Source organism: Massilia horti, assembly GCF_004614195.1.
GTDB lineage: Bacteria > Pseudomonadota > Gammaproteobacteria > Burkholderiales > Burkholderiaceae_D > Telluria > Telluria horti.
In genome coordinates this window covers 24,148-45,576 of sequence record NZ_SPUM01000137.1, presented here as the reverse complement: position 1 = coordinate 45,576, position 21,429 = coordinate 24,148, and the positions used below count along the sequence as shown (strand labels likewise).

The 21,429-nt window shown below is 63.7% G+C and carries 14 protein-coding genes; 6 read left to right on the top strand and 8 right to left on the bottom strand.

The window, feature by feature from the left end:
- Window positions 1–308: 308 nt before the first annotated feature.
- Genes E4O92_RS21205 through E4O92_RS21190 form a run of 4 tightly spaced genes read left to right on the top strand, consistent with a single transcriptional unit; the run spans window position 309 to window position 3,443 of the window.
- Entirely contained in the window at window positions 309–1,316 is a 1,008-nt protein-coding gene (locus tag E4O92_RS21205; protein ID WP_135191654.1) for a zinc ribbon domain-containing protein, read from the top strand.
- 35 nt (window positions 1,317–1,351) lie between these two features.
- A complete protein-coding gene (locus E4O92_RS21200) occupies window positions 1,352–2,740 on the top strand; it encodes an SPFH domain-containing protein (RefSeq protein WP_135191653.1) in 1,389 nt (462 codons plus the stop codon).
- Between the two features lie 11 nt (window positions 2,741–2,751).
- Entirely contained in the window at window positions 2,752–3,090 is a 339-nt protein-coding gene (locus tag E4O92_RS21195; RefSeq protein ID WP_135191652.1) for a DUF4339 domain-containing protein, read from the top strand.
- 8 nt (window positions 3,091–3,098) lie between these two features.
- Window positions 3,099–3,443 carry a hypothetical protein gene (locus E4O92_RS21190; RefSeq protein ID WP_135191651.1) on the top strand — a complete coding sequence of 115 codons (345 nt, stop codon included), beginning with the start codon at window positions 3,099–3,101 and terminating at the stop codon, window positions 3,441–3,443.
- Window positions 3,444–3,645: 202 nt separating this feature from the next.
- Here the strand turns inward: E4O92_RS21190 and E4O92_RS21185 are convergent, their stop codons facing one another.
- From E4O92_RS21185 to E4O92_RS21175, 3 genes are read right to left on the bottom strand one after another with little or no spacing between them, the layout of a single operon-like run.
- On the bottom strand, window positions 3,646–6,762 hold the full coding sequence (locus E4O92_RS21185) for an efflux RND transporter permease subunit (RefSeq protein WP_135191650.1): 3,117 nt from the start codon (window positions 6,760–6,762) through the stop codon (window positions 3,646–3,648).
- A 10-nt stretch (window positions 6,763–6,772) separates the two neighbouring features.
- Window positions 6,773–7,906, bottom strand: a complete 1,134-nt coding sequence (locus tag E4O92_RS21180; RefSeq protein ID WP_135191649.1) for an efflux RND transporter periplasmic adaptor subunit — start codon at window positions 7,904–7,906, stop codon at window positions 6,773–6,775.
- Window positions 7,907–7,921: 15 nt separating this feature from the next.
- Complete coding sequence (locus E4O92_RS21175) at window positions 7,922–8,272, bottom strand: DUF3147 family protein (protein WP_135191648.1); 351 nt, start codon at window positions 8,270–8,272, stop codon at window positions 7,922–7,924.
- Between the two features lie 172 nt (window positions 8,273–8,444).
- On the opposite strand from E4O92_RS21175, the gene E4O92_RS21170 reads away from it, so the two are divergent.
- Both E4O92_RS21170 and E4O92_RS21165 read left to right on the top strand, forming a co-directional pair.
- Window positions 8,445–10,058 carry a DUF1800 domain-containing protein gene (locus E4O92_RS21170; RefSeq protein ID WP_135191647.1) on the top strand — a complete coding sequence of 538 codons (1,614 nt, stop codon included), beginning with the start codon at window positions 8,445–8,447 and terminating at the stop codon, window positions 10,056–10,058.
- A gap of 15 nt (window positions 10,059–10,073) precedes the next feature.
- The gene (locus E4O92_RS21165) at window positions 10,074–11,309 is read left to right on the top strand and encodes a DUF1501 domain-containing protein (RefSeq protein ID WP_135191646.1); all 1,236 of its coding nucleotides are present in this window, start codon (window positions 10,074–10,076) and stop codon (window positions 11,307–11,309) included.
- 433 nt (window positions 11,310–11,742) lie between these two features.
- Here the strand turns inward: E4O92_RS21165 and E4O92_RS21160 are convergent, their stop codons facing one another.
- The 5 genes from E4O92_RS21160 to E4O92_RS21140 form a co-directional block, all read right to left on the bottom strand.
- Window positions 11,743–12,495, bottom strand: coding sequence for a 2OG-Fe dioxygenase family protein (locus E4O92_RS21160; protein WP_135191645.1), 753 nt, complete (start codon window positions 12,493–12,495; stop codon window positions 11,743–11,745).
- A gap of 56 nt (window positions 12,496–12,551) precedes the next feature.
- Window positions 12,552–14,597, bottom strand: a complete 2,046-nt coding sequence (locus E4O92_RS21155; RefSeq protein WP_135191644.1) for a TonB-dependent receptor — start codon at window positions 14,595–14,597, stop codon at window positions 12,552–12,554.
- Between the two features lie 176 nt (window positions 14,598–14,773).
- Window positions 14,774–15,310 carry a DUF6702 family protein gene (locus tag E4O92_RS21150; protein WP_229483641.1) on the bottom strand — a complete coding sequence of 179 codons (537 nt, stop codon included), beginning with the start codon at window positions 15,308–15,310 and terminating at the stop codon, window positions 14,774–14,776.
- Window positions 15,307–17,697, bottom strand: coding sequence for a M1 family metallopeptidase (locus E4O92_RS21145; RefSeq protein ID WP_135191643.1), 2,391 nt, complete (start codon window positions 17,695–17,697; stop codon window positions 15,307–15,309). Before E4O92_RS21145 ends, E4O92_RS21150 begins: the two co-directional genes overlap by 4 nt.
- Window positions 17,698–17,834: 137 nt before the next feature.
- On the bottom strand, window positions 17,835–20,174 hold the full coding sequence (locus E4O92_RS21140; protein ID WP_229483639.1) for a M1 family metallopeptidase: 2,340 nt from the start codon (window positions 20,172–20,174) through the stop codon (window positions 17,835–17,837).
- Window positions 20,175–21,429 lie beyond the last annotated feature (1,255 nt).

The window sequence follows — 21,429 nt, the reverse complement described above, 5'->3', positions numbered from 1 at the left end:
CAAGGGTGTTCGACAACCCGTGATACTCCCCGTGAGATCACGGGTTTTTTTCGTCCCTGTCGGCCAGGGGGGCGGCGCCCCTTATTTTTCGCACAATCCGGACGCGCTGTGCTAGCATGCCAAACTTTCAATATTGGTATGCGGAAATAATTGATAATGAGTTTGCAGCGCCAACTGGTATTCCTCCTGCCAGCACCAGCACAGGCAGCGCAGACCGAAGCTCCCCTGGTCTATGCCGGGTTCGCATTCTCGGGCGATTCCAGTAATCGGGAGCAGCTCTTCCCGTACAGCGCGCAAGAGGTGAAACCATGAGTGAAGTAGTAGAAACGCCTGTCCAGCAGAAGCAGGGCAGTATCCACAAGTGTCCCAGTTGCGGCGCCTCGCTTGGCGCCTTCGTGTCGACTTGCGCTTCTTGCGGGCACGAGTTACTCGATGTCGAGGCAAACCGGACGATCACATCCCTGGCCGAACGTTTCGCGCAAATCGAGCGCGATGTCGACGCGCTCGGCTACAAGGGCTATGCCCGCGATCAGGCCATTATCGAGAAAAAGGGGCGCGTGATACGGGACTTCGCCGTGCCCAATTCACGCGAAGACCTGCAGCAGCTGATCTACTACATTCAGCCGAGGATAGTCGCGAGCGTCAAGCCGGACCCGAACGTCGAAGACTGGCGAGCCAAGTTCATCGAGGTACTCAACCTCGCCAAGCATGCCTACAAGGACGAGGCGGCGGCGCTGGCCGAGTTCGCGCAGATCGAGGCGAGCCTACAACACAAGCTGTCCGAGGAAAAGAAGATCAAGGCCAAGCGCAAGTTCATTTTCTTCTCGGTGTTGGGGGTCCTGTTCATCCTCTACATCATGGGGTCCCCAGAGCTGAAGGAATGCGAGCAGGCCTATGCCAAGGACGCGTCCGCGGAGAAGTCGCGCCTGGAAAATCTCTACGCGGCGATCGAACAGGACGTGCGCGGGAAGGACTTTATAGGCGCCAAGGTCAAAGCCGGCAAGTTACGCTGGGAGCTTGAAACAAGCTGCAAGGAGGACCAGAACGCGAAGATGAAAGTGGTTTGGCAGGAGACGGCCGAGCAGGTCGCCGGCCTGATTCGCAGCGAGTTCGAACGCGAAATCGCCTTGGCGCAGGGCCGAGCCAATCGCCAGGTGGCCGAGAAAGAGGCGGTGGCCTACCGCCAGACAGCGGAGCATGTCGCCGAAGAGGAGAAGACGGCGGAACTGCAGGGCATCGAGTCCGCCAGGGAGAAGGCGGCCGCAGCGAAGGCCGCTACCGATAAACGCGAGGCAGCCACCGAACAGCAGTGGTAACCGCCGATCCTTCATAAGAAAGAAAAAATCGATCCATGGGACTCTTTTCGAACAAGGCAGAAGGCGGCGCGATGGACGTGATCCGCTGCGACCAGACCGATTACCTGGTCTGGAAGTGGCGGCCCAGCGGCTCGGCCAACAGCACCACCAAGGAAAACGCGATCCGCTGGGGCAGCAGCCTGCGCGTCAAGGACGGCGAGGTGGCGGTGTTCGTCTACCAGCAGGCGGACGGGCAGCACCAGGATTTCATCGAGGGGCCGTTCGACGAGACCATCAAGACCGCGAACTTCCCGGTCATCAGCAGCATTCTCGGGCTGCCTTACGCCGGCCAGTCGCCGTTCCAGGCCGAGGTCTATTTCATCAATTTGGCCGGCAACATCAAGATTCCGTTCGGCGTGCCGTATTTCGATGTCTTCGATCCGCGCTTCCTGGACTTCCCGGTCAAGGTGGCGGTGCGCGGCTCGCTGATCTTCAACATCACCGATTACCGTGCCTTCATCAAGCAGCATCGGCTGATCGACTTTGACCTCGAGCGCTTCCGCCTGCTGGTGCGCGACGCGCTGATCAAGAACGTCAAGGGCATTGTCAGCAACGCGCCGTCCGACCACGGCATCCCCGTCCTGCAGATCGAACGCAAGCTGCTGGACGTGAATGACCTGGTCAGGCCGCGCGTGGCGCAGGCGTTCGCCGAGGATTTCAGGGTGAACATGTTGCGCCTGGACGTCGACACGATCGAGGTCGACAAGACCACGGAAGAATATGCCCAGCTGCGTTCGGTGACCGCCGATCTCGAAATCGCGATGCGCCAAAAGCAGAATGAGGTGGGGATGCGCAACATCGACATGACTCAGTTGATTAATGCCGAGAACATGAGCGAGTCGCTGCGCATCCAGCGCGAGGAATCCCAGCGCTTCCAGCGCCTGCAGACCGAGACCCAGCACCTGGCCGCGCATCAGCTCGACCAGCAGACCTCGGTGCTGCGCGACGCAGCCAGCAATCTCGGGCAGATGACGGCAATGGACCTGGGCACGGGCGGGGGAGGCTTCAATCCGGTCGGCATGATGACTGGCCTGGCCGTCGGTGGCGTCATGGGTGGGCAGATGGCCAACATGATGAACGTTGCCGGCAGCAATATCGCCCAGCCGCCGATGTCGCCGCCGATGATGTCGCCGCCGCCACCACCGCCGCCGTTGCTACAGGCCCAGTACAACCTGAACATCAACGGGCAGACCGTCGGGCCGTTCCCGTTGCCCCAACTGCAAGACATGGCGCGCACCGGCCAGCTGCTGCCGACTACCTATGCGTGGAAGCCGGGCATGAGCGGCTGGGAAGCAGCCGGAAGCATTGCCGAGCTGGCGCCTATCTTCAGCCTGGCGCCGCCGCCACCGCCGCCGCCACCGCCGCCTATGCCCGGCGCAGCCTGAAAGGGAAGCTGATGGATGACAACAACTTCTATTCGATCGACCGCCTTGTCGAGTTTGGACTGTGCACGGCGGTCGCCCGCCAAATGGTCGAATCGATGAATGCCGCCTTGAGCCAGCAGGCAATGCCGGGCTACAACAAGCAGGTATGCGCGCCGGGCTTCTGGGTCGTCTTCGACGGTAAGAGCGCAGGGCCATTTGACGAGGCTGAACTGCTCAAGCTGATCATGACCGCGCGCGTGACCAGGGCAAGTTATGTCTGGAAGCCGGGCATGGCCCAGTGGCAGACCGTGGAAAACACGCCCGAAGTGCTGCGCCTGGTCGCGCTCACCCCGCCACCTTTCACTTCCTAGGAACGAATATGCGCGTGCATGCGTTGAATCTTTTAATCGCCCTGCTCGTCAGTGGCCTGATCACGTTCGGGCTGGTGAGCGCGGACGCGAACACCATCAAAGGCACGATGGCCGTGGGCAGCTTCCTGTTTCTCGGCTGCACCCTCGGGACCGCACTGGGCTGTCAGGTTGAACAGCCGCGCACGGCGGTCAACCTCAAGGTGCTGTCCGGAACATTTTTCGTCGTCGGCCTGGCGATCCAGCTGGTTTTTTCTTTCGGAATGTTTTCGCAAACCAGCTACGTCATCACCGATGGCGTGGTGTTCCTGACTTTCATCTTAACCGCGAACGCGGTATTTGGGGCGAAGCAGTAAGCCCTGCCTCTTCCAAAGTGCGCCGCCCGGCGCACTTTTTCCAGCGTAGGGTGCGCACCAGTGCGCACGCGGTCATCGCATCCCGACTGGCGGCTGCCGCTTCTCTGCGCTACGTTTGCGAACCGCGTGCGCACAGGTCCTCGGCGGCCCCGCGCTCCCTACGACGCTAGGCCAGCATTTTCGATCGAGCTGACGCGCCGGGTCATTCGACCGACGTTTCCACCGGCTTGTCCATGCGCGGACGCGGCGTGCGACGAGTGCCGCGCACCTTCGCGCGCAGCCAGTCCTGCAAATCGTCCACGATGCTGTACACCACCGGCACCACCAACAGGCTCAGTAGCGTGGAGGTGATCAGGCCGCCGATCACCGCGATCGCCATCGGCGAGCGGAAGCTCGGGTCGCCCGCCAGGCCAAGCGCCAGCGGCAGCATGCCCGCGCCCATCGCGATGGTGGTCATCACGATCGGCCGGCTGCGCTTGTGGCAGGCGTCGACCAGCGCGTCGAAGCGGCGCATGCCCGCCTTGCGCGCCAGGATCGCGTAGTCCACCAGCAGGATCGAGTTCTTGGTCACGATCCCCATCAGCATGATCAGGCCGATCATCGACGGCATCGACAGCGCGCTCCCCGTAATGAGCAGCGCCACGAACGCGCCGCCGATCGACAGCGGCAGCGCGGCCAGGATCGTCACCGGCTGCATGAAGTCGGTGAACAGCAGCACCAGCACGCAGTAGATGCAGATCACCCCGATCAGCATCGCAATGATGAAGCTGGCGAACAGGTTCTGCATCTCCTGCGCGTCGCCAAGCTCGGCCACCTGCACCGACGCCGGCAGGTTCTTGATCGCCGGCAGCGCGTGCGCTTCCTCGTTCGCTTCGCCCAGCGAGCGGCTTGATAGTTCCACTTCAAAGGTCACATTGCGGCTGCGGTTGAGGCGATCGATCTGTGCCGGGCCGCTTTCCATGCTGATGGTGGCGACGTTGGCCAGCATGACCGGTCCACGCGCGCCGGGCACCAGCAGGCGGCCGATGGCGTCGAGGTCGGCGCGCACGGCGTCGGGCAGCTTGACGCGGATCGGCACCTGGCGCTCGGACAGGTTCATCTTGGTGAGCGCGACATCATAGTCGCCGGCGGTTGCCACGCGCACGGTCTCGCCGATCGCGGCAGCGGTCACGCCAAGGTCGGCGGCGCGCGCATAGTCCGGGCGCACGATGATCTCGGGCCGCACCAGCGCCGCGCTCGAGCGGATGTTGCCAATCCCGCGCAGCGTGCGCAGTTCGCGCTCGACTTGCCGGGCCGCCGTTTCGAGCGCCACCGGGTCATCGCTGCGCAGCACCAGCTGCATCTTTACGGTGGTGTCGGCCGCGCCGACCGAAAAACGCGCGCCGGGAATAGGGTCGAGCATTGTGCGGATTTGGGATTCGATGTCCGCTATGCTCTCCTTGCGTTGCTTGCGCGGGACAGTGATCACCGTCAGCACCGCGCGGCGCGCTTCGGCCGCGGCGCCGGGAGCGAAGGCGTCGCCGCTCGAGCCGCCGCCGATCGAGCTGAAGATGCTCTTGACGCCCTTGACCTTCATTGCGGCCAGGCGCGTTTGCTCCGCCAGGGCGTGCGTCTGGGCGAGCGTGGAACCCGGCGGCAGCTCGACGCTGATTTGGGTTTGCGAGCGGTCCCCCGGCGGCACGAAGCCGGTCTGCAGCAGGAATGTCAGCGCGATCGAGGCGGCGAAGAACGCGGCCGCGCCGGCGGTGGTCAGCCACCGGTGGTGCAGGCACCAGCGCATCGCGTCCAGGTAGCGGCGCATCAAAGGGCCGTCTTTTTCCTCGCGCTGCTTGGCCGGCTTGAGCAGGTAGGCCGCCATCATCGGTGTGAGCAGCCGCGCCACCAGCAGCGAGGCGAGGATCGCGAGCGTCGCGGTCCAGCCGAACTGCTTGAAGAACTTGCCAACGATGCCGCTCATGAAGGCGGTGGGCAGGAACACCGCCACCAGCGAGAAGGTGGTGGCGATCACCGCCATGCCGATCTCGTCGGCGGCGTCCAGAGCGGCCTGCATCGGCGTTTTCCCCATCCGCAGGTGGCGCGCGATGTTCTCGATTTCGACGATCGCGTCGTCCACCAGCACCCCGACCACCAGCGCGAGCGAGAGCAGGGTGACGCCGTTGAGGGTGTAGCCGAACAGGTACTGGCCGAGGAAGGCCGGAATCGCGGACAACGGCAGCGCGGCCGCGGCCACCAGCGTCGAGCGCCAGTCGCGCAGGAACCACCAGACCACCAGCACCGCCAGCAGCGCGCCTTCGTACAGCATCTCCATCGAGGCCTCGAAGTCGTCCTGCACCGGCGCGGCATTGTCGATCACCTCGCGCAGTACGACGTTCGGGTGCTCTTTCTGCAGTTGCGACATCGCCGCGCGCGCCCCGCTCGCGACATCCAGTTCGCTCGCGCCGCGTGTGCGGAACACCTCCACGCCGACCACCTTGCGCCCGTCCTGCTCGGCGATGGCGCGCGGTTCGGCCACCGTGTCCTGCACCTTGGCCACCTGGTCCAGCCGCACATGGCGCCCGTCAGGCAGCGGAATGTCCAGCTGCGCCAGCTGTTGGGCGGTCTGCACGGTGGCGATGGTGCGCACCGACTGCTCGGCGCCGCCGACGTCGCCGCGCCCGCCGGGCGATTCGCGCTGCACGCTGCGCAACTGGCGCGACACGTCGAACGCCGACACCTGCAGCGCCGCCATCCGCGCGTCGTCCAGCTCCACGCGGATTTCGCGGTACACGCCGCCCACGCGCTTGACCGCGCCAAGGCCCGGCACCGCCAGCAGGCGCTTGGTCACCGTATTGTCGACGAACCAGCTCAGGTCCTGGTCGTCCACGCGCGCGCCGCTCTTCGGGTTGGCTTCAAGCGCGAAAGTGCTCACCACGCGGCCGGCGATGGCGGTCTTGGTCACGCTCGGGTCGCGCATCTCGGCCGGCAGGTCGGCGCGCACGCGCGAGACAGCGTCACGCACGTCGTTGACCGCCTCCGACAGGTCCTTGTCCAGGACGAACTCGACGGTGATGGTGGCAACGCCGTCCAGCACCGTGGTGAAGATATTCTTGACGCCTTGCAGCGTCGCAATCGAATCCTCGATCTTGCGCGCGACTTCGGTTTCCAGCTGTGCCGGTGCGGCGCCGTCGAGCGAGGCGGTGACGGTCACGAGCGGCAGCTCGATGTCGGGGAAGTCCTGCACCTTGTTGGCTTTGTAGGCCAACAGGCCCGCCAGCGTGAGCAGGGCGAACAGCATGATCGCCGGGATCGGATTCCTGATCGAGAACGCGGAGAAGTTCACCCTGGCTCCTTCAGCGTGCGGACGCGATTTGCGGCGCCGGCACGTTGCGCACCAGGTCGCCGTCGTTGAGGAAGCCGGCGCCGCTGGCCACCACCAGCGCATCGGGCGCAAGGCCCGCCACCACTTCGATCCGATCGCCGATGCGCCGGCCGGTGGTGACCTTGAGCTGGCTTACCCGGCTATCCGCGTTCAGGCGGAACACGTACGAAAAGCCGTCGCGCACGGCCACCGCCTGCTGCGGCACGGTCAGCGCGCTGGACTCGCCCAGCTCGAACCGGCCGCTGGCGAACATGCCGGCCTTGAACGGCGCGTTGGGCGCCAGCGCCACCGGCAGGTCGACATACACCAGTGCGTTGCGCGTCTGCGCGTCCACGGTCGGTCCGACCATCCGCACGCGCCCGGTCACTTCGCTGCCGCTGGCCGCGGTGACCATGGCCGTGGCGCCGGGCTTGATGCGCGCCAGTTCCGCCGCCGTCACTTCGGCACGCCATTCGAGACGGCCCTGGCGGATCAGGCGGAACAGTTCCGTACCCACGCCGACCACCGCGCCCACGGTCGCGCTGCGGGCCGAGATCACACCGCTGTCCGGCGCCACCACCTGGGTGTATTTCAGGCGCAGCTGCTGCTGCGCCAGCGCCGCCCGGGCCGCTTCGACCCGCGCCACCGCGATGCGGTCAAGCGTCATGTACTGCGCGATCTGCTGTTCGCTCAGCGCGCCGGAACTGTCCAGCTTCTTGACGCGCGCCGCGTCGGCCGCTGCCGCGGCCGCATTGGCCTGGGCCTCCTGCAGCGCGGCGCGTGCCTGCGCCAGGTCGGCGTTCACGCTATCGGACGAGAAGACCGCCAGCACCTGGCCCTTCTTCACGATGTCGCCCACGTTCACCCGCACCTCGTCGAGGCGCAGCCCGGCCGATTCGCTGCCGATCACCGCTTCCTGCCATGCCGCCACGTTGCCGTTCGCGGCAAGCCGGATCGGCAGGCTGGCGCTGGCCGGGCGCGTGGTGGTGACAGTCAGCGCTGGCTTGGGGGCCGGTGCCGCCTTGTCGAGCGCATCGGCGCGGCGCGTGGCGGCAAGCGTCAGCAGCAGGGCGGCGCCGGCGGCGCCAAGGAGCAGGGGGGCGGGCTTCTTGAGGGTACGGGTCATTGTTAGTCCAGTGCCTTACAGGAGTTGGATTCCGAAGCGCTTCATCGCCAGCGCGAACAGGCCAAAGCAAGTTACCGTAATCAGCACCGAGGCCAGCATCGTCGGCCAGAACCCAAGGCGCGCCAGCAAAAACGGGAAGGCGGCGAACATCGGCAGGGTGGGGATCACGTACCACAAGGTGTACCAGGCGTGGTTGGCCACCTTCGATTCCGGCTGCTTTTCCAGGTGCAGCCAGACCAGGGTCAGCAGGGTCACGATCGGCAGCGCGCCGATGAAGCCGCCCAGCCTGTCGCTGCGCCTGGCCGCTTCGGAGACCAGGACAACCACGGCGGCGGTAATCAGGTATTTGGTGATGAGCCAGGGCATTTTGCGGGTAGCGAAGGTTGAGCTCGCCAGTGTACCAAAGGCTGGATTAGATCAATACATTGATTGAATTGGTGCTCGGTTACAATTGCTTACAGTTGATACCAGGAACGCATCTCGGTGCGTTGCAGCGGGGGTATAACTGAACAACCACAACAACAACAGAACGGCGATCATGAAAACTTCAATCCGCCTCATCCTGGCAGCCACGGTACTCGCCGTCGGGCTGCCATTGCACGCGGCCACGCTTACGGCCGAGCAGCAGGCCGTGCATGTCCTGAACCGCCTGGGCTACGGCCCCAAGCCAGGCGACATCGAGCGCGTCACCCAGATGGGCGTACAGCGCTACATCGAAAGCCAGCTGCATCCTGAATCGATCCCGTACCCGGAAGCGCTCGCCGCGCGCCTGGCCGGGCTTGAGAAGGCGAATGCGCGCGCTGGCGATCTGGTGGGCGAATACGCGCAGCTGCAGATGCAAAAGCGCGACGACGACGACAGCGTGCGCGAAAAGCGTCGCCTGGCGCAGCAGCGGATCGCCCGCGAGACCGCCGAGGCGCGGCTGCTGCGCGCCATCGACAGCCCGCGCCAGCTCGAAGAGGTGATGGTCGACTTCTGGTTCAACCACTTCAACGTCTTCTCCGGCAAGGGAATCGACCGCGCGCTGATCGCCAGCTACGAGCGCGACGCGATCCGGCCAAACGCGCTCGGTTCGTTCCGCAACCTGCTGCGCGCGACCGCCCACCACCCGGCGATGCTGTTCTACCTCGATAACTTCCAGTCGACCGCGAACGGCTTCGTACCGCGCGGGCAGAGGGGCAACCCGAACCCCAAGGTGCGCGGCCTGAACGAAAACTACGCGCGCGAGCTGATGGAGCTGCACACGCTCGGCGTGGACGCGGGCTACACCCAGAAGGATGTGACCGAACTTGCGCGCATGCTCACCGGCTGGACCTTCGACCAGCGCCGGCTGGTGACCATGAACGAGACCTTCTACTTCGATGCGAAGCGCCACGATAACGGCACCAAGAACTGGCTCGGCGTAGAGGTGCAGCCGCGCGGCCAGCAGGAAGGCGAGATGGCACTGGACGTGCTGGCCGCCCATCCGTCCACGGCGCGCCACATCAGCTACCAGCTGGCGCAGTACTTCGTCAGCGACACGCCGCCCGCGACCCTAGTCGAGAGCATGACCAAAACCTGGCGGCAGACCGGCGGCGATATCCGTTCCGTGCTCAAGACCCTGTTCGAGAGCGAGGAATTCATGGCGGCGGACACGGTCGGCGCCAAGTTCAAGACCCCGTACCAGTTCGTCATTTCCGCCGTGCGCGCGAGCGGCACCCCGGTCCTGAACATCGGGCCCATCGTCAATACCCTGAACCAGCTGGGTATGCCGCTGTATGGCTGCGTCACGCCGGACGGTTACAAGAACACCCAGGACGCATGGCTCGCGCCCGACTCGCTGAGCCGCCGCATCACGTTCGCCACCTCGCTCGCCTCCGGCCGCACGGGGATTTCAATGCCGCAGTCGGAACTGCAGATGGCAGCGACCATGGCCTCGAGCGCCCCGCCGGGCATGGCCGCGACGACGGCGCCTGGCGCTCCCATGATGAGCGCCCCCGTCTCTGCCGCGGCGATGGCCGCCGTGAAAAACGCGAAACCGCTCGACCCGGCCACACTGCAGGCTGCACTGGGCGAGGCGATCTCGAAACGCACGGCGGACATCGTGGCGCAAAACGCGGGTGAGCTACGGGCAGCGATGCTGCTCGGTAGCCCGGACTTCATGCTGCACTAACCTGGGAACGAGAACATGAAACGCAGGGACTTTCTGAACGCGCTGGGCATGGGCGCCAGCCTGATCGTGCCGGTAGGGCGCAGCGCCTGGGCCGCCACCACCGACAACCCGACCAAACAGAAGCTGGTCGTGGTGATGCTGCGCGGCGCAGTCGACGGCTTGAACGTGGTGGCGCCGGTCGCCGACCAAAACTATTTGCGCCTGCGCCCGAACATCGGCCTGGCTGCGCCCGGCAAACCGGACGGCGCCATCGACCTGGACGGCTACTTTGGCCTGCACCCGGCGCTGGCCAGCCTGCAGCCGCTGTGGCAGGAGAAGAAGCTCGCTTTTGTGCACGCCAGCGGCTCGCCCGACGCCACGCGCTCGCACTTCGACGCCCAGGATTACATGGAATCGGGCACCCCGGGCCGCAAGAGCACGGCCGACGGCTGGATGAACCGGCTGGTGGCGCAGCTACCCGGCACCTCGACCCCGAGCCGCCTGCTGGGCATCGGACCGCTCATGCCGCGCATCCTGTCCGGCAGCGCGGCGGCGATCACACTGCCCAACGGGCCGGCCGCCACCAGGGCCGACCTTCTCGACCGGCCGAACATCAGCAAGGCCTTCGACCAGCTCTATGAAAACCACGAGCGCTTCGGCCGCGCCTACGTCGACGGCAGGAACGCGCACCGGGAAGTGCTGGAAGCGGCCGCCGAAAGCCCCGAGATGCGGGCGGCTGACCGTGGCGCCCCGCTGCCCAACGGTTTTCCGGATGACGCCGCGCGCCTGGCGACGCTGATGCGCAACGACCCCAAGATCCAGCTCGCCTTCGTCGCGCTGGGCGGCTGGGACACGCACGTCAACGAGGGCGCCGGCACCGGCCAGCTGGCCAACCGGCTGGCCCCGCTGGGGCAGGGGCTGGCGGTGCTGGCGCAGCGCCTGGGTTCCCTGTTCAACGACACCACGGTGCTGGTCATGTCCGAGTTCGGCCGCACCGCGCGCGAGAACGGCAACGGCGGCACCGACCACGGCCACGGCAATGTGATGTGGGTATTGGGCGGGCGCGTCAATGGCGGCAAGGTCTACGGCGACTGGCCGGGCGTGGACGACCGCGCGCTCAATGAAGGGCGCGACCTGCAGGTGACGACCGACTTCCGTTCGGTGCTGGCGCAGGTGGCCGAACGGCACCTGCGGCTGTCGGACAAGCAGCTGGAAAAGGTCTTTCCCGCAATGCCGCAAAAGAATCCGGGATTCCAGCTGTATGGCGTTTGATCCGAAATGTTTGTAGGAGAGACGCTATAGTAGTTCTACGGTATTGCACTGCACAATAAATGGGACTATATTGAAGCTGTCTCCTCCAGTTTTCTCCGAAAACTTGGATTGCCGCCCGCCCGCCGCAAGGCCCGCGGGCGTTTTTTTGTGTGCGGTGCTGAACCATGGCGGCTACGCTGCTTTCGCGAACCGCGTGCGCACAGGTGCGCACCCTACGCCTGCTGCCGTAGGGTCGAATGAGGGACACGGGCTTGGGCAGATCGTTGGGTGCGCACCAGTGCGCACGCGGTCACGGCATACCGACTCGCGGCTGTCGCTTCACAACGCTGCGTTCGCGAACCGCGTGCGCACAGGTGCGCACCCTACGATGTGGCACGGCTATGGGCTTCGGCAGTACGCTTGCATACCGCCGGCGTCCACCACCACCTACCCCCTATTCGGAGCCTTGCCCGCCATCCTCACCCTGGAACGCCCCGGCCCGCCACGTCAGCACCAGGGTATCGCGATGGCCATCCGCGCCGTCCGGCTGGATCGGCGTGGTCTCATGGATCACCGCCGCGTCGTCGAGCAGCAGCAAAGTCCACGGTTCATACATGGTAAAGCGCTTACCCTGCGGCCCGTTGGCCTCGAACACCCGCGTCTCGCCGCCCTTGACGTTCTCGCGATCGACCAGGATCACCGCCACAAAGTCGACCCCGTCGCGGTGCGCGCCTTCCGGCGTGGGACGGCCGATGCCGCCCGCGGTATCGATGCGGAACTGGTGCGCCTCCACGTACCACGGCCGCGCGTCCTTTGCCTGTGCACAGATTTCGCCGAGCGCCTTAAGCAAGCGGTCCCACGCAGGCTCGGCGATGGTCGACGGCTCGATCGGCTCGAACAGCCTGTGCATGCCGCCGTGCAGGGCGTTGTATTCGATCGGTTGCCAGTGCGCGCGGTGCGCCGTCTGCGTGAGCTGGCCACCGCTGTCGATAAAGCAGGAGTGGCGGCGGCGCCGGTAGCGGCCGCCGTCCTTGAGGTAGTTGTCGAGTTCGAGCCGATCCCAGCTTGGCGCCAGCGTCTTCAGTTCGTCGAGGGTGCAGCCGGCCAGGCGCGCCACGTCGGCGGGGCGCAGCAGTGCATAGCCTTCGGTGCGCAGCGCGTCGGCCACGCGCGATGGATCGGTGTAGGGTGGTTCAGAGCTAGTCATGCTTGCTAGCGTAGCACCTTTTGCTGCTCACCGTGCGGCGGGGCCCCCGCGGGCAGCTACCAGTTCTTGACCAGCGTAAGACGGAAGGTGCGCGGCTCGATCGGATGGAAATGCACGTCCTCATGCGCCACGCTTTCGTCCTGCATGCGCGACGCATAGTAGTACGACACGGACGCGTCGCGCCGGTTGGCCAGGTTGAACCCTTCAAGCTCAAGCCGAACGTCCTTGGCGATCCGGTAGCCGACCCGTCCGCCCAGCGTAACGCTCGCCTTCGAGCGCACGCTGTTGTCCTCGACGAGCGGCCGCGGCCCGAAGTAGCGCAGCCGCAGCGCCCCCGACCACGGGCCAAGCCTGTCGATAGTGAGCGCAAACTGTGCCACGCCCTCGACCGCGCCGGGGATATAGCTGCCTTCAGGCGCGTCCCCGCGCCAGCGTGCCCGCGCGAAGGCGGCGTCAAAGTCGACCGACAGCCACTTGAGCGGCTTGTAGTAGTTCGAGAATTCGATCCCGTAGCGGCGGCTCGGCGCCCCGGCCTCGGTGGTGCCGGCGTCGCCCACAAAGGTCAGCTCCGAATCGAAGTCGAGCCGGTACAGCGAGAACGTGGTCTGGTTCTTGGGGATCGCTTCGGTCCGCACGCCGAATTCCAGCCCGTGCGAGCGCACCAGGCCCGGCGTCTGTCTGATCGCCTCGCCCGACTTGGGGTCGACGGTGGCGACAGTCCCGCGTGCGTCATTGCTGTGAAAGCCGTTGCCGACGTTCGCGTAGAACTCGGTCTGCGCCCACGGTCCGAATATAACGCTGAGCGACGGGCTGACCAGCCGCGCGGACGAGCGCCCCGAGTTCTCAGGGCGGTCGCTGGCGACCTTGAATCGATAGCTGTCGGCGCGAACCCCTGCGACGGTACGCAGCACCTCGCTCCAGCGCGTCGCGTTCTCGACAAACAGGCCGAGGCTGGATTCGACCACGTGATCCTCCCGCGTGGTCGCCAGGCGCCGGCGCGCGCGGGTGTCGTACAGGCCGTTGAACACGTTATCGCTCTGCAGCTGGGCACCGACGGTCAGGTCGGACGCCATCTGGTCGCCGCGATGCATGTGCCAGGTGTGCGACGCGTCCGCGCCCGTGGTCACGCGCCGGTCCGGCTGGCTGAACTGGTCGCCGCCCACCGGGTCCTCCAGAAAGTAGGTGAAGTTCGAATACAGGTCGAGCTGGTTGCGGATCAGGTAAGCGCTCACTTTCGACGCCGAGTCGGCCGTTGTGCGGCGCCAGATGCCGGATAGGCTGTAGCGCCCTGCCATGCCGCCATCGGTCGGATCGAGCGCATCGAAGTGGTCCAGCAGGCCAGTATCGACTGCGCGCTGCGGGATCTGGTCTGTCGAGTTCCAGCTCCCGCGGTAGGCCATGGCGGTCACGCTCCAGCCGTTATTGGCGTAGCCACGGCTGTAGCGCAGCACGCCGTTGAACTTGCGGTAGTCGTCCGGGCGGGTGAACGGGCCGTCGTTGTGCAGCACTTCGAGCGCATACAGCAGGCTGCCGCCGGCAAGCTCCGGCGACCCGGCCAACGCAGTGCGCACAAAGCCGTCCTGTCCGATGCCGACGGTGGCCACGTTCTGAACCAAGCGGTTGGCGTAGGTGATGGTGGCGCTGCCGGCTGACGCAAAGTCGCCCTGGCGTGCCGAGTAAGGCCCCTTGGCGTAATCGAGGCGCGCGGTCAGTTCCGGGAACAAGAAGTTCAGGTCGGTCCAGCCCTGGCCGTGCGCATGGCTGCGCTGGTTGACCGGCATGCCGTCGATCCAGGTGGCCAGGTCGGTGCCGTGGTCGAGGTTAAAGCCGCGCAGGTAGAACTGGTTGGCCTTGCCCTGGCCGCTATGCTGGCTGACGATCACGCCCGGTGCCGCTTCCAGTAGCTCGCCCGGGCTGTACATCGCGCGCAGCGCCAAGTCCTTCTGGCTCACGCTGCCGGCGCTTGCCGATTCCGCGATGCCAAGCTGGCTGGCTCGCGCGCCTTCGATCAGCACGCGCTGGATCACGAAGTCGTCGGCTTGTGCCGAAGCGTGGACAAACAGCGCTGCAAGCGCGCAGGGGAGTGGGCGAAGCATAGACATCTCTCCTGGAGGTCGTGTGGGTTTCGTAGTTTCGAAGGGTGGGCAGGGTGAGGCTGGGCAGTGCCCGGCCGAACGCCCACGCGTTCAGCGATAGCCGGCCATACCCGAACGGGTTCCGTGTTCGTTGAACGCGTGGGCGGGAAACCCGCCCACCCTACGCGATGCGTGAGCCGAGTCTAACGGACCGGCTGGTCAGCGGTTTTACTATCAAAGGTAAAGGTGCGGACCTTACCAGCCTCGCTGAAATTGACGGTGTTGACCTGATCGACCAGGAAGTCGATCAGTACCGCGTCATGGATGGCCGCGGTCTTCGCCAATGGCGTCTTCTCGGCCTCCTGATAGATCATCACGCTTTGCGCATCGATCGTCATGCCAACCCAGCGCAGCGGCAGCCTGGCCTTGTCCGTCCCCTGCAGCCAGAACTGCTTTTCGACGTACCGGCGCAGTATGTCCTGGTCCTCCGGCTGGGTCAGGTCGAACTGGCGCTGGTAGGCATTCATCAGCAGCGCCTCGACGTCATGCGCCATGTAGGTGTGCACGACTTCGGTGCTGCCGGTTTTCTCGTTAAACGTAATGTCCGTGATCCCGGCGTGGAAGTTGTGCCCCCACGCTGCGCCGGCCAGCGAAAACAAGGTTGCGCAGACGGTTGCCCGCAGGGCGCGCAGATGCGCGCGCCCCAATACCGCCTTGCTCACCCTACGGCCTGTCTTCATTGTGCTGCCTTCTCCTTGTCGCCGGTCTTCTTGAGCGGCATATTAAAGTCCTTCATCATGTCGCCTTGCTCGCTCTGGGTCTTGAACAGTTCAAGGCGCGACGGGTTCACCTTGCGCGGCCAGGAGTTATTGCTGACGTCAATGTCGGCAGTCTCCAGATACGGGTCCTGGGTCAGGCTCACCATCGGCTCGTCGGTGATGATCAGCTTGGTGATCTTCTTCGGCGAGTAGCGCCACACCTCGGCCGGCACGCGCTCGATGTACTTCTTGCCGCTCGCGAGCTGGATCTCCAGCACCAGCGGCGTGACCAGCCCACCGAGGTTCGAAAAGTCGACCAGGTACAGGTGCTTGCCTTCCTTGAGCAGCGCCTTTTCCCAATCCTCCAGGCCGTCGACCGCCTCATTGTACTTGTTGCGGTCGCGGTTGGTCACGGTGAAGTCGTCGTGCTCGTTGTAGAAATCCTTCAGTTCTGGATGTGCGTCCACGCGGCGCGCCAAGGTGCCCTTGTTGCGCTGGTCCGTGATCGAAATCGGTTCGGCGTCGTGCTGGGCCTTCTTCCACTTTTTCTCGATCTCGGGATCCTTACTGCTGATCTGGTATTCGGTGATGCCGTCCACGCTTACGTCGACCGCATCGGTGGTGTAGAACCAGCCGCGCCAGAACCAGTCCAGGTCCGTGCCGGAGGCGTCTTCCATCGTGCGGAAGAAGTCCGCCGGGGTAGGGCGCTTGAACTTCCAGCGCTGCGCGTACTCGCGAAACGCGAAGTCGAACAGCTCGCGGCCCAGCACCGTCTCGCGCAGCACGTTGAGCGCGGTGGCCGGCTTGCCATAGGCGTTGTTCCCGCGCTGGAGCACCGACTCCGAGTTGGTCATGATCGGCACCTGGTTCTTGCTGCGCATGTAGTCGACGATCGCGCGCGCCTCGCCACGCTTGGATGGGTAGTTCTCTTCCCACGACTGCTCGGCCAGGAACTGCATGAAGCTGTTGATGCCTTCATCCATCCAGGTCCACTGGCGCTCGTCGGAATTGACGATCATCGGGAAGTAGTTGTGGCCCACCTCGTGGATGATCACGCTGATCAGGCCATACTTGGTGGCCTTGGAATACGTCAGCTCGCCGGTCTTCTTGTCCTTGGTCGGACGTCCCCCGTTAAACGAGATCATCGGGTACTCCATGCCGCCCACCGGGCCGTTCACTGAAATCGCGACCGGGTAGGGGTAGTCGAACGAGTACTTATTGTAGCTGTCGATGGTGTGGATGATCGCCTGGGTCGAATACTTCTCCCACAGAGGATTGCCTTCCTTGGGGTAGTACGACATCGCCAGCACGTCGGTGCTGCCCTTCTTGAAGCCCTGCGCGTCCCAGATAAACTTGCGGCTCGTGGCCCACGCAAAGTCGCGCACGTTGGCGGCCTTGAAGCGCCAGGTCTTGGTCGTGTTGGCGCGTGCCTTTTCGGCTGCTTCGGCCTCGGCCTGGGTGACGATGACCACCGGCTTGGTTGCCGTGCGCGCCTGCTTGAGGCGGTCGCGCTGGGCAGCGGTGAGCACGTCGTTCGGGTTCTGCAGCACGCCGGTGGCCGCCACGATGTGGTCGGACGGGACGGTCAGCTCCACGTCGTAGTCGCCGAATTCGAGGGTGAACTCGCCGTCGCCCAGGTACTGCTTGTTCTGCCAGCCGGCCACGTCGTAGTAAGCGGCCATCCGCGGGAACCACTGCGCGATCTCGAACAGGTCGTTCCTGTCTTCCTTGTCGAAGCGCTCGAAGCCCATGCGGCGGCCCAGCACCTTCGTCTCGGGCACGTTGAAGCTCCACTCCATGCTGAACGAAACGCGCGTGCCCGGCTTCATCGGCTGCGGCAGGTCGATGCGCATCATGGTCTTGTTGATCACGTGCTTCAAAGGGCGACCGTCGGCGTCCTTCACGCTCTTGATCTTGAACCCGCCATCGAAATCGCGGCTGGCAAACAGGAAGCGCGCAGCGTCGAACTGCATGCCGCCCTTGCCGTCGGCGCCAGTGCGCCATGCGTCGCGCGAGGGGATGGTCGAAATGTTGCGGTTGTCGGAATCGGCCCGGAACATGTTCTGGTCGAGCTGGATCCACAGGTAGTTCAGCGTGTCCGGCGAGTTGTTGTAATAGGTGATGGTGCCCGCGCCAGTCACCGAACGATTGGCCTCGTCGAGCGTGGCGCGCAGCTTGTAGTCGGCGCGCTGCTGCCAGTACGCGTGGCCCGGCGCACCCGAGGCGGTGCGCACGCTCGTCGGCGTTGGCAGCAGCTCTTCGAGTTGGCGGAACTTATCGTCAAAAGGTTCAGCGGCAAAGCTGGAAGCGGTGACGGCGGCCAGCAGGGACAGGGCGGCGAGGCTGGATGGCAGGCGTTTGAGGTTCATCTTGGTGTTGGTGCGGAGTGTAATACTGACTTTAAAAAAACGTAGGGTGCGCACCTGTGCGCACGCGGTACCTTTGCATACACGAGTCATCTGCATGCGAACGTACCGCGTGCGCACTGGTGCGCACCCTACGGTGGTTACTCAGCCTTCTTGGCTTCTTTGACTTCCTTGACTTTGAGCTTCTCGTTAAAGTCCTTCATCATGTCGCTTTGTTCGCGCTGAGTCTTGAACAGTTCCAGGCGCGACGGCATTGCCTTGCGCGGCCACGAGTTGTTGCTCACGTCCGTGTCGGCGGTCTCCCAGAACGGATCCTGGGTCAGGCTCACCATCGGCTCGTCGGTGATGATCAGCTTGGTGATCTTCTGCGGCGAGTAGCGCCATACCTCGGCCGGAATGCGCTCGATGTACTTCTTGCCGCTCGCGAGCTGGATCTCCAGAACCAGCGGCGTCACCAGCCCGCCCACGTTCGAAAAGTCGACCAGGTACAGGTGCTTGCCTTCCTTGAGCAGCGCCTTCTCCCAGTCTTCGAGGCCGTCCACCGCCTCGTTGTACTTGTTGCGGTCCTTGTTCGTGACCGTGAAGTCGTCATGCTCGTTGTAGAAGTCCTTCAGCTCAGGATGCGCATCCACGCGGCGCGGCAAGGTACCCTTGTTGCGCTGGTCGGTGATCGAAATCGGCTCGGCATCGCGCTGGGCCTTTTTCCACTTCTTCTCGATCTCCGGATCCTTGCTGCTGATCTGGTATTCGCTGATACCGTCCACGCTCACGTCAACGCGATCGGTGGTGTAGAACCAGCCGCGCCAGAACCAGTCCAGGTCCGTACCGGAGGCGTCTTCCATCGTGCGGAAGAAGTCGGCCGGGGTCGGACGCTTGAACTTCCAGCGCTGAGCATATTCGCGGAACGCGAAGTCGAACAGCTCGCGGCCCAGCACCGTCTCGCGCAGCACGATCAGCGCGGCAGTCGGCTTGGCATAGGCGTTCGGACCGAGCGCGGAGATCGATTCCGAGTTGGTCATGATCGGCTGCTGGTTGGCGCTCTTCATGTAGTCGACGATTGCGCGCGGTTCGCCACGCGACAGCGGGTAGTTCTCTTCCCACGCCTGCTCGGCCAGGTACTGCACGAAGCTGTTCAGGCCTTCGTCCATCCAGGTCCACTGGCGCTCGTCCGAGTTGACGATCATCGGGAAGTAGTTGTGGCCCACCTCGTGGATGATCACGCCGATCAGGCCGTACTTGGAGCGCTTGGAGTAGGTGATCTCGCCCGTCTTCTTGTCCTTGGTCGGACGCGGGCCGTTAAACGAGATCATCGGGTATTCCATGCCGCCGACCGGGCCGTTCACAGAAATCGCAACCGGGTACGGATAGTCGAACGAGTACTTGTTGTACTGGTCGATGGTATGGATGATGGCCTGGGTCGAATACTTCTCCCACAGCGGATTGCCTTCCTTCGGGTAGTAGGACATCGCCAGTACGTTGGTCGAGTCCTTCTTGTAGCCCTGCGCATCCCAGATGAACTTGCGGCTCGACGCAAACGCGAAGTCGCGCACGTTCTTGGCCTTGAAGTGCCAGGTCTTGGTGCCGGCGGCGCGGGTCTTTTCCTTTGCTTCCGCTTCGTCCTGGGTCACGATCACGACCGGCTTGGTCGCGGTGCGCGCCTGCTGCAGGCGCTGGCGCTGGGTTGGCGTGAGCACCGCGTCTGGATTTTGCAGCTCGCCAGTGGAGGCGACGATGTGGTCGGCCGGGACGGTGACCTGCACGTCATAGTCGCCGAATTCGAGCGTGAATTCGCCGGTGCCGAGGAACTGCTTGTGCTGCCAGCCGTACACGTCGTAGTACGCGGCCATGCGCGGGAACCACTGGGCGATCTCGAACAGGTCGTTCTTGTCGTCGAATTTTTCATAGCCCGAGCGGCCGCCGAGCACCTTCTGCTCGTTGATGTTGTGGTGCCACTCGATCGAGAATGCCACGCGCGAGCCGGGCTTGAGCGGCTGCGGCAAGTCGATGCGCATCATCGTGCGGTTGATGACGTAGTTGAGCGGGCGGCCGTTGGCATCCTTGACGCTCTTGATGTTAAAGCCGCCGTCAAAAGTGCGCGCTTCCATCAACGTGCGCATCGCATCGAACTTCATGCCTTCTTCCGGGCCGCGCGGCTGGCTCCACGCATCCTTCGACCTGATGGTTGCGCTGGTGCGCGAGTCCGAATTGGACTTGTAGATGTTCTGGTCGAGCTGGACCCACAGATAGGTCAGCGTATCAGGTGAGTTGTTGTGATACGTGATGGTCTCGGCGCCGGTGATCGCGCGGTTTGCCTCGTCGAGCGTGGCGCGGATCGTGTAATCGGCACGCTGCTGCCAATAGGCGTGACCCGGCGCGCCGGAGGCGGTGCGGATCGTGTTCGGAGTGGGCAGCAGTTCTTCGAGCTGGCGGAACTTGTCGTCGAAGTTGGTACGAGGCGGTTCGGCGGCGATTGCGGACATCGCGAGGCACAACGTCGCTAGCCCGAGAGGCAAACGTATCATATTTACCCTGAGTTTGAGGTTGAAAAGAAGAAAATATTCTAGACGCACCTCTTCTGTAAGTGTTCGTTAGATTTGTAACAGGGTTGTTACAAGGGGCATATGTGTTGACTGCGCGGGTCTTCGAACCGAATGACTGGCGTGTCACTACTAATAGTTACGGAAAAACCCCTATTTCTTGTTCTAATAGCGAGTACCGAATTGAGGTCGAGCGAGCTGCAACCGCTGAAGCGTACGCTGCAATTAGCTCCCTCAGCGTCAAAATGGCTGATCGTGCGTCGTAGGAATTTGCCTGTTGACCTGTCCCTTGACCTCAGCCAACGTTGTTGCCGCACAGCCGAGCAAGAATCTCCGTTCAACGTACAACTCAACATGCGAGGTTGACATGCGCGCTATCACTTGGTTACTTGTAGCGGCTGGCTCACTTTCGCTTGCATATGTGCATTCTGCTGAACCGTTCGGAGGGTGGGAATCACTTAAAGGTGCGGTGTATCTAATCCACGGCGGCACACTTGCAGACAAGCAGCCTGTGACAGCAAAGAATCACAGACTCTCGATCTTGTTCGACGGTCAAGCGGCAAAGGAAGTGTTTGATTCGATCGGTCCAGATCTCCCGATGACGTGCAGCGGCGAGAAAGGCGATCGGGCGAGGGACAGGGGCGGCATTTTCTGTTCATATCACTCGCACCACAAGGGGACGAAGGACGGCCCGTATCGGTGTTGGATAGGACTCGACATTAAGACCGGCGCGAGCCTTGGGCTGGTGAGTTGCTGAGCGCGGCGCTATTCACTTTGCCAGGTTTCGCTGGCCACCAAGTAGACAAGCGGCGCGCTTCGTACTCGTCCGGCTGGCGAATTCAACCAAAACCACGAACCGGAAAGCTCGAATCGCGCTGAAGCCAGTTGCCCGCCGAGTAGACCGTCCGCGCATCGGTCGCGTCGTGGTGCCGGCGCACCTCGCCGCCGATGCCCGGCTGCTTGAAGATGTAGATCGTCTGTTGGAATACGCCACGAAAATCGCTTTTGCCAGTCGTTCAGTGCGAAACTATGAGTCACATCTCCTAAGCCCATCACAGCGGGCCGAAGTCTTCTGCAAGGTACTTTTACTTTTCGTCGTGGCAGTCTTATCTTTCTGTTAAACTTGTTCAAATACAAAGGATTTCCGACAAGCATGCGGCAACAGTTGAGATGCCGAGAAGCAACGCAGGTAATAGGA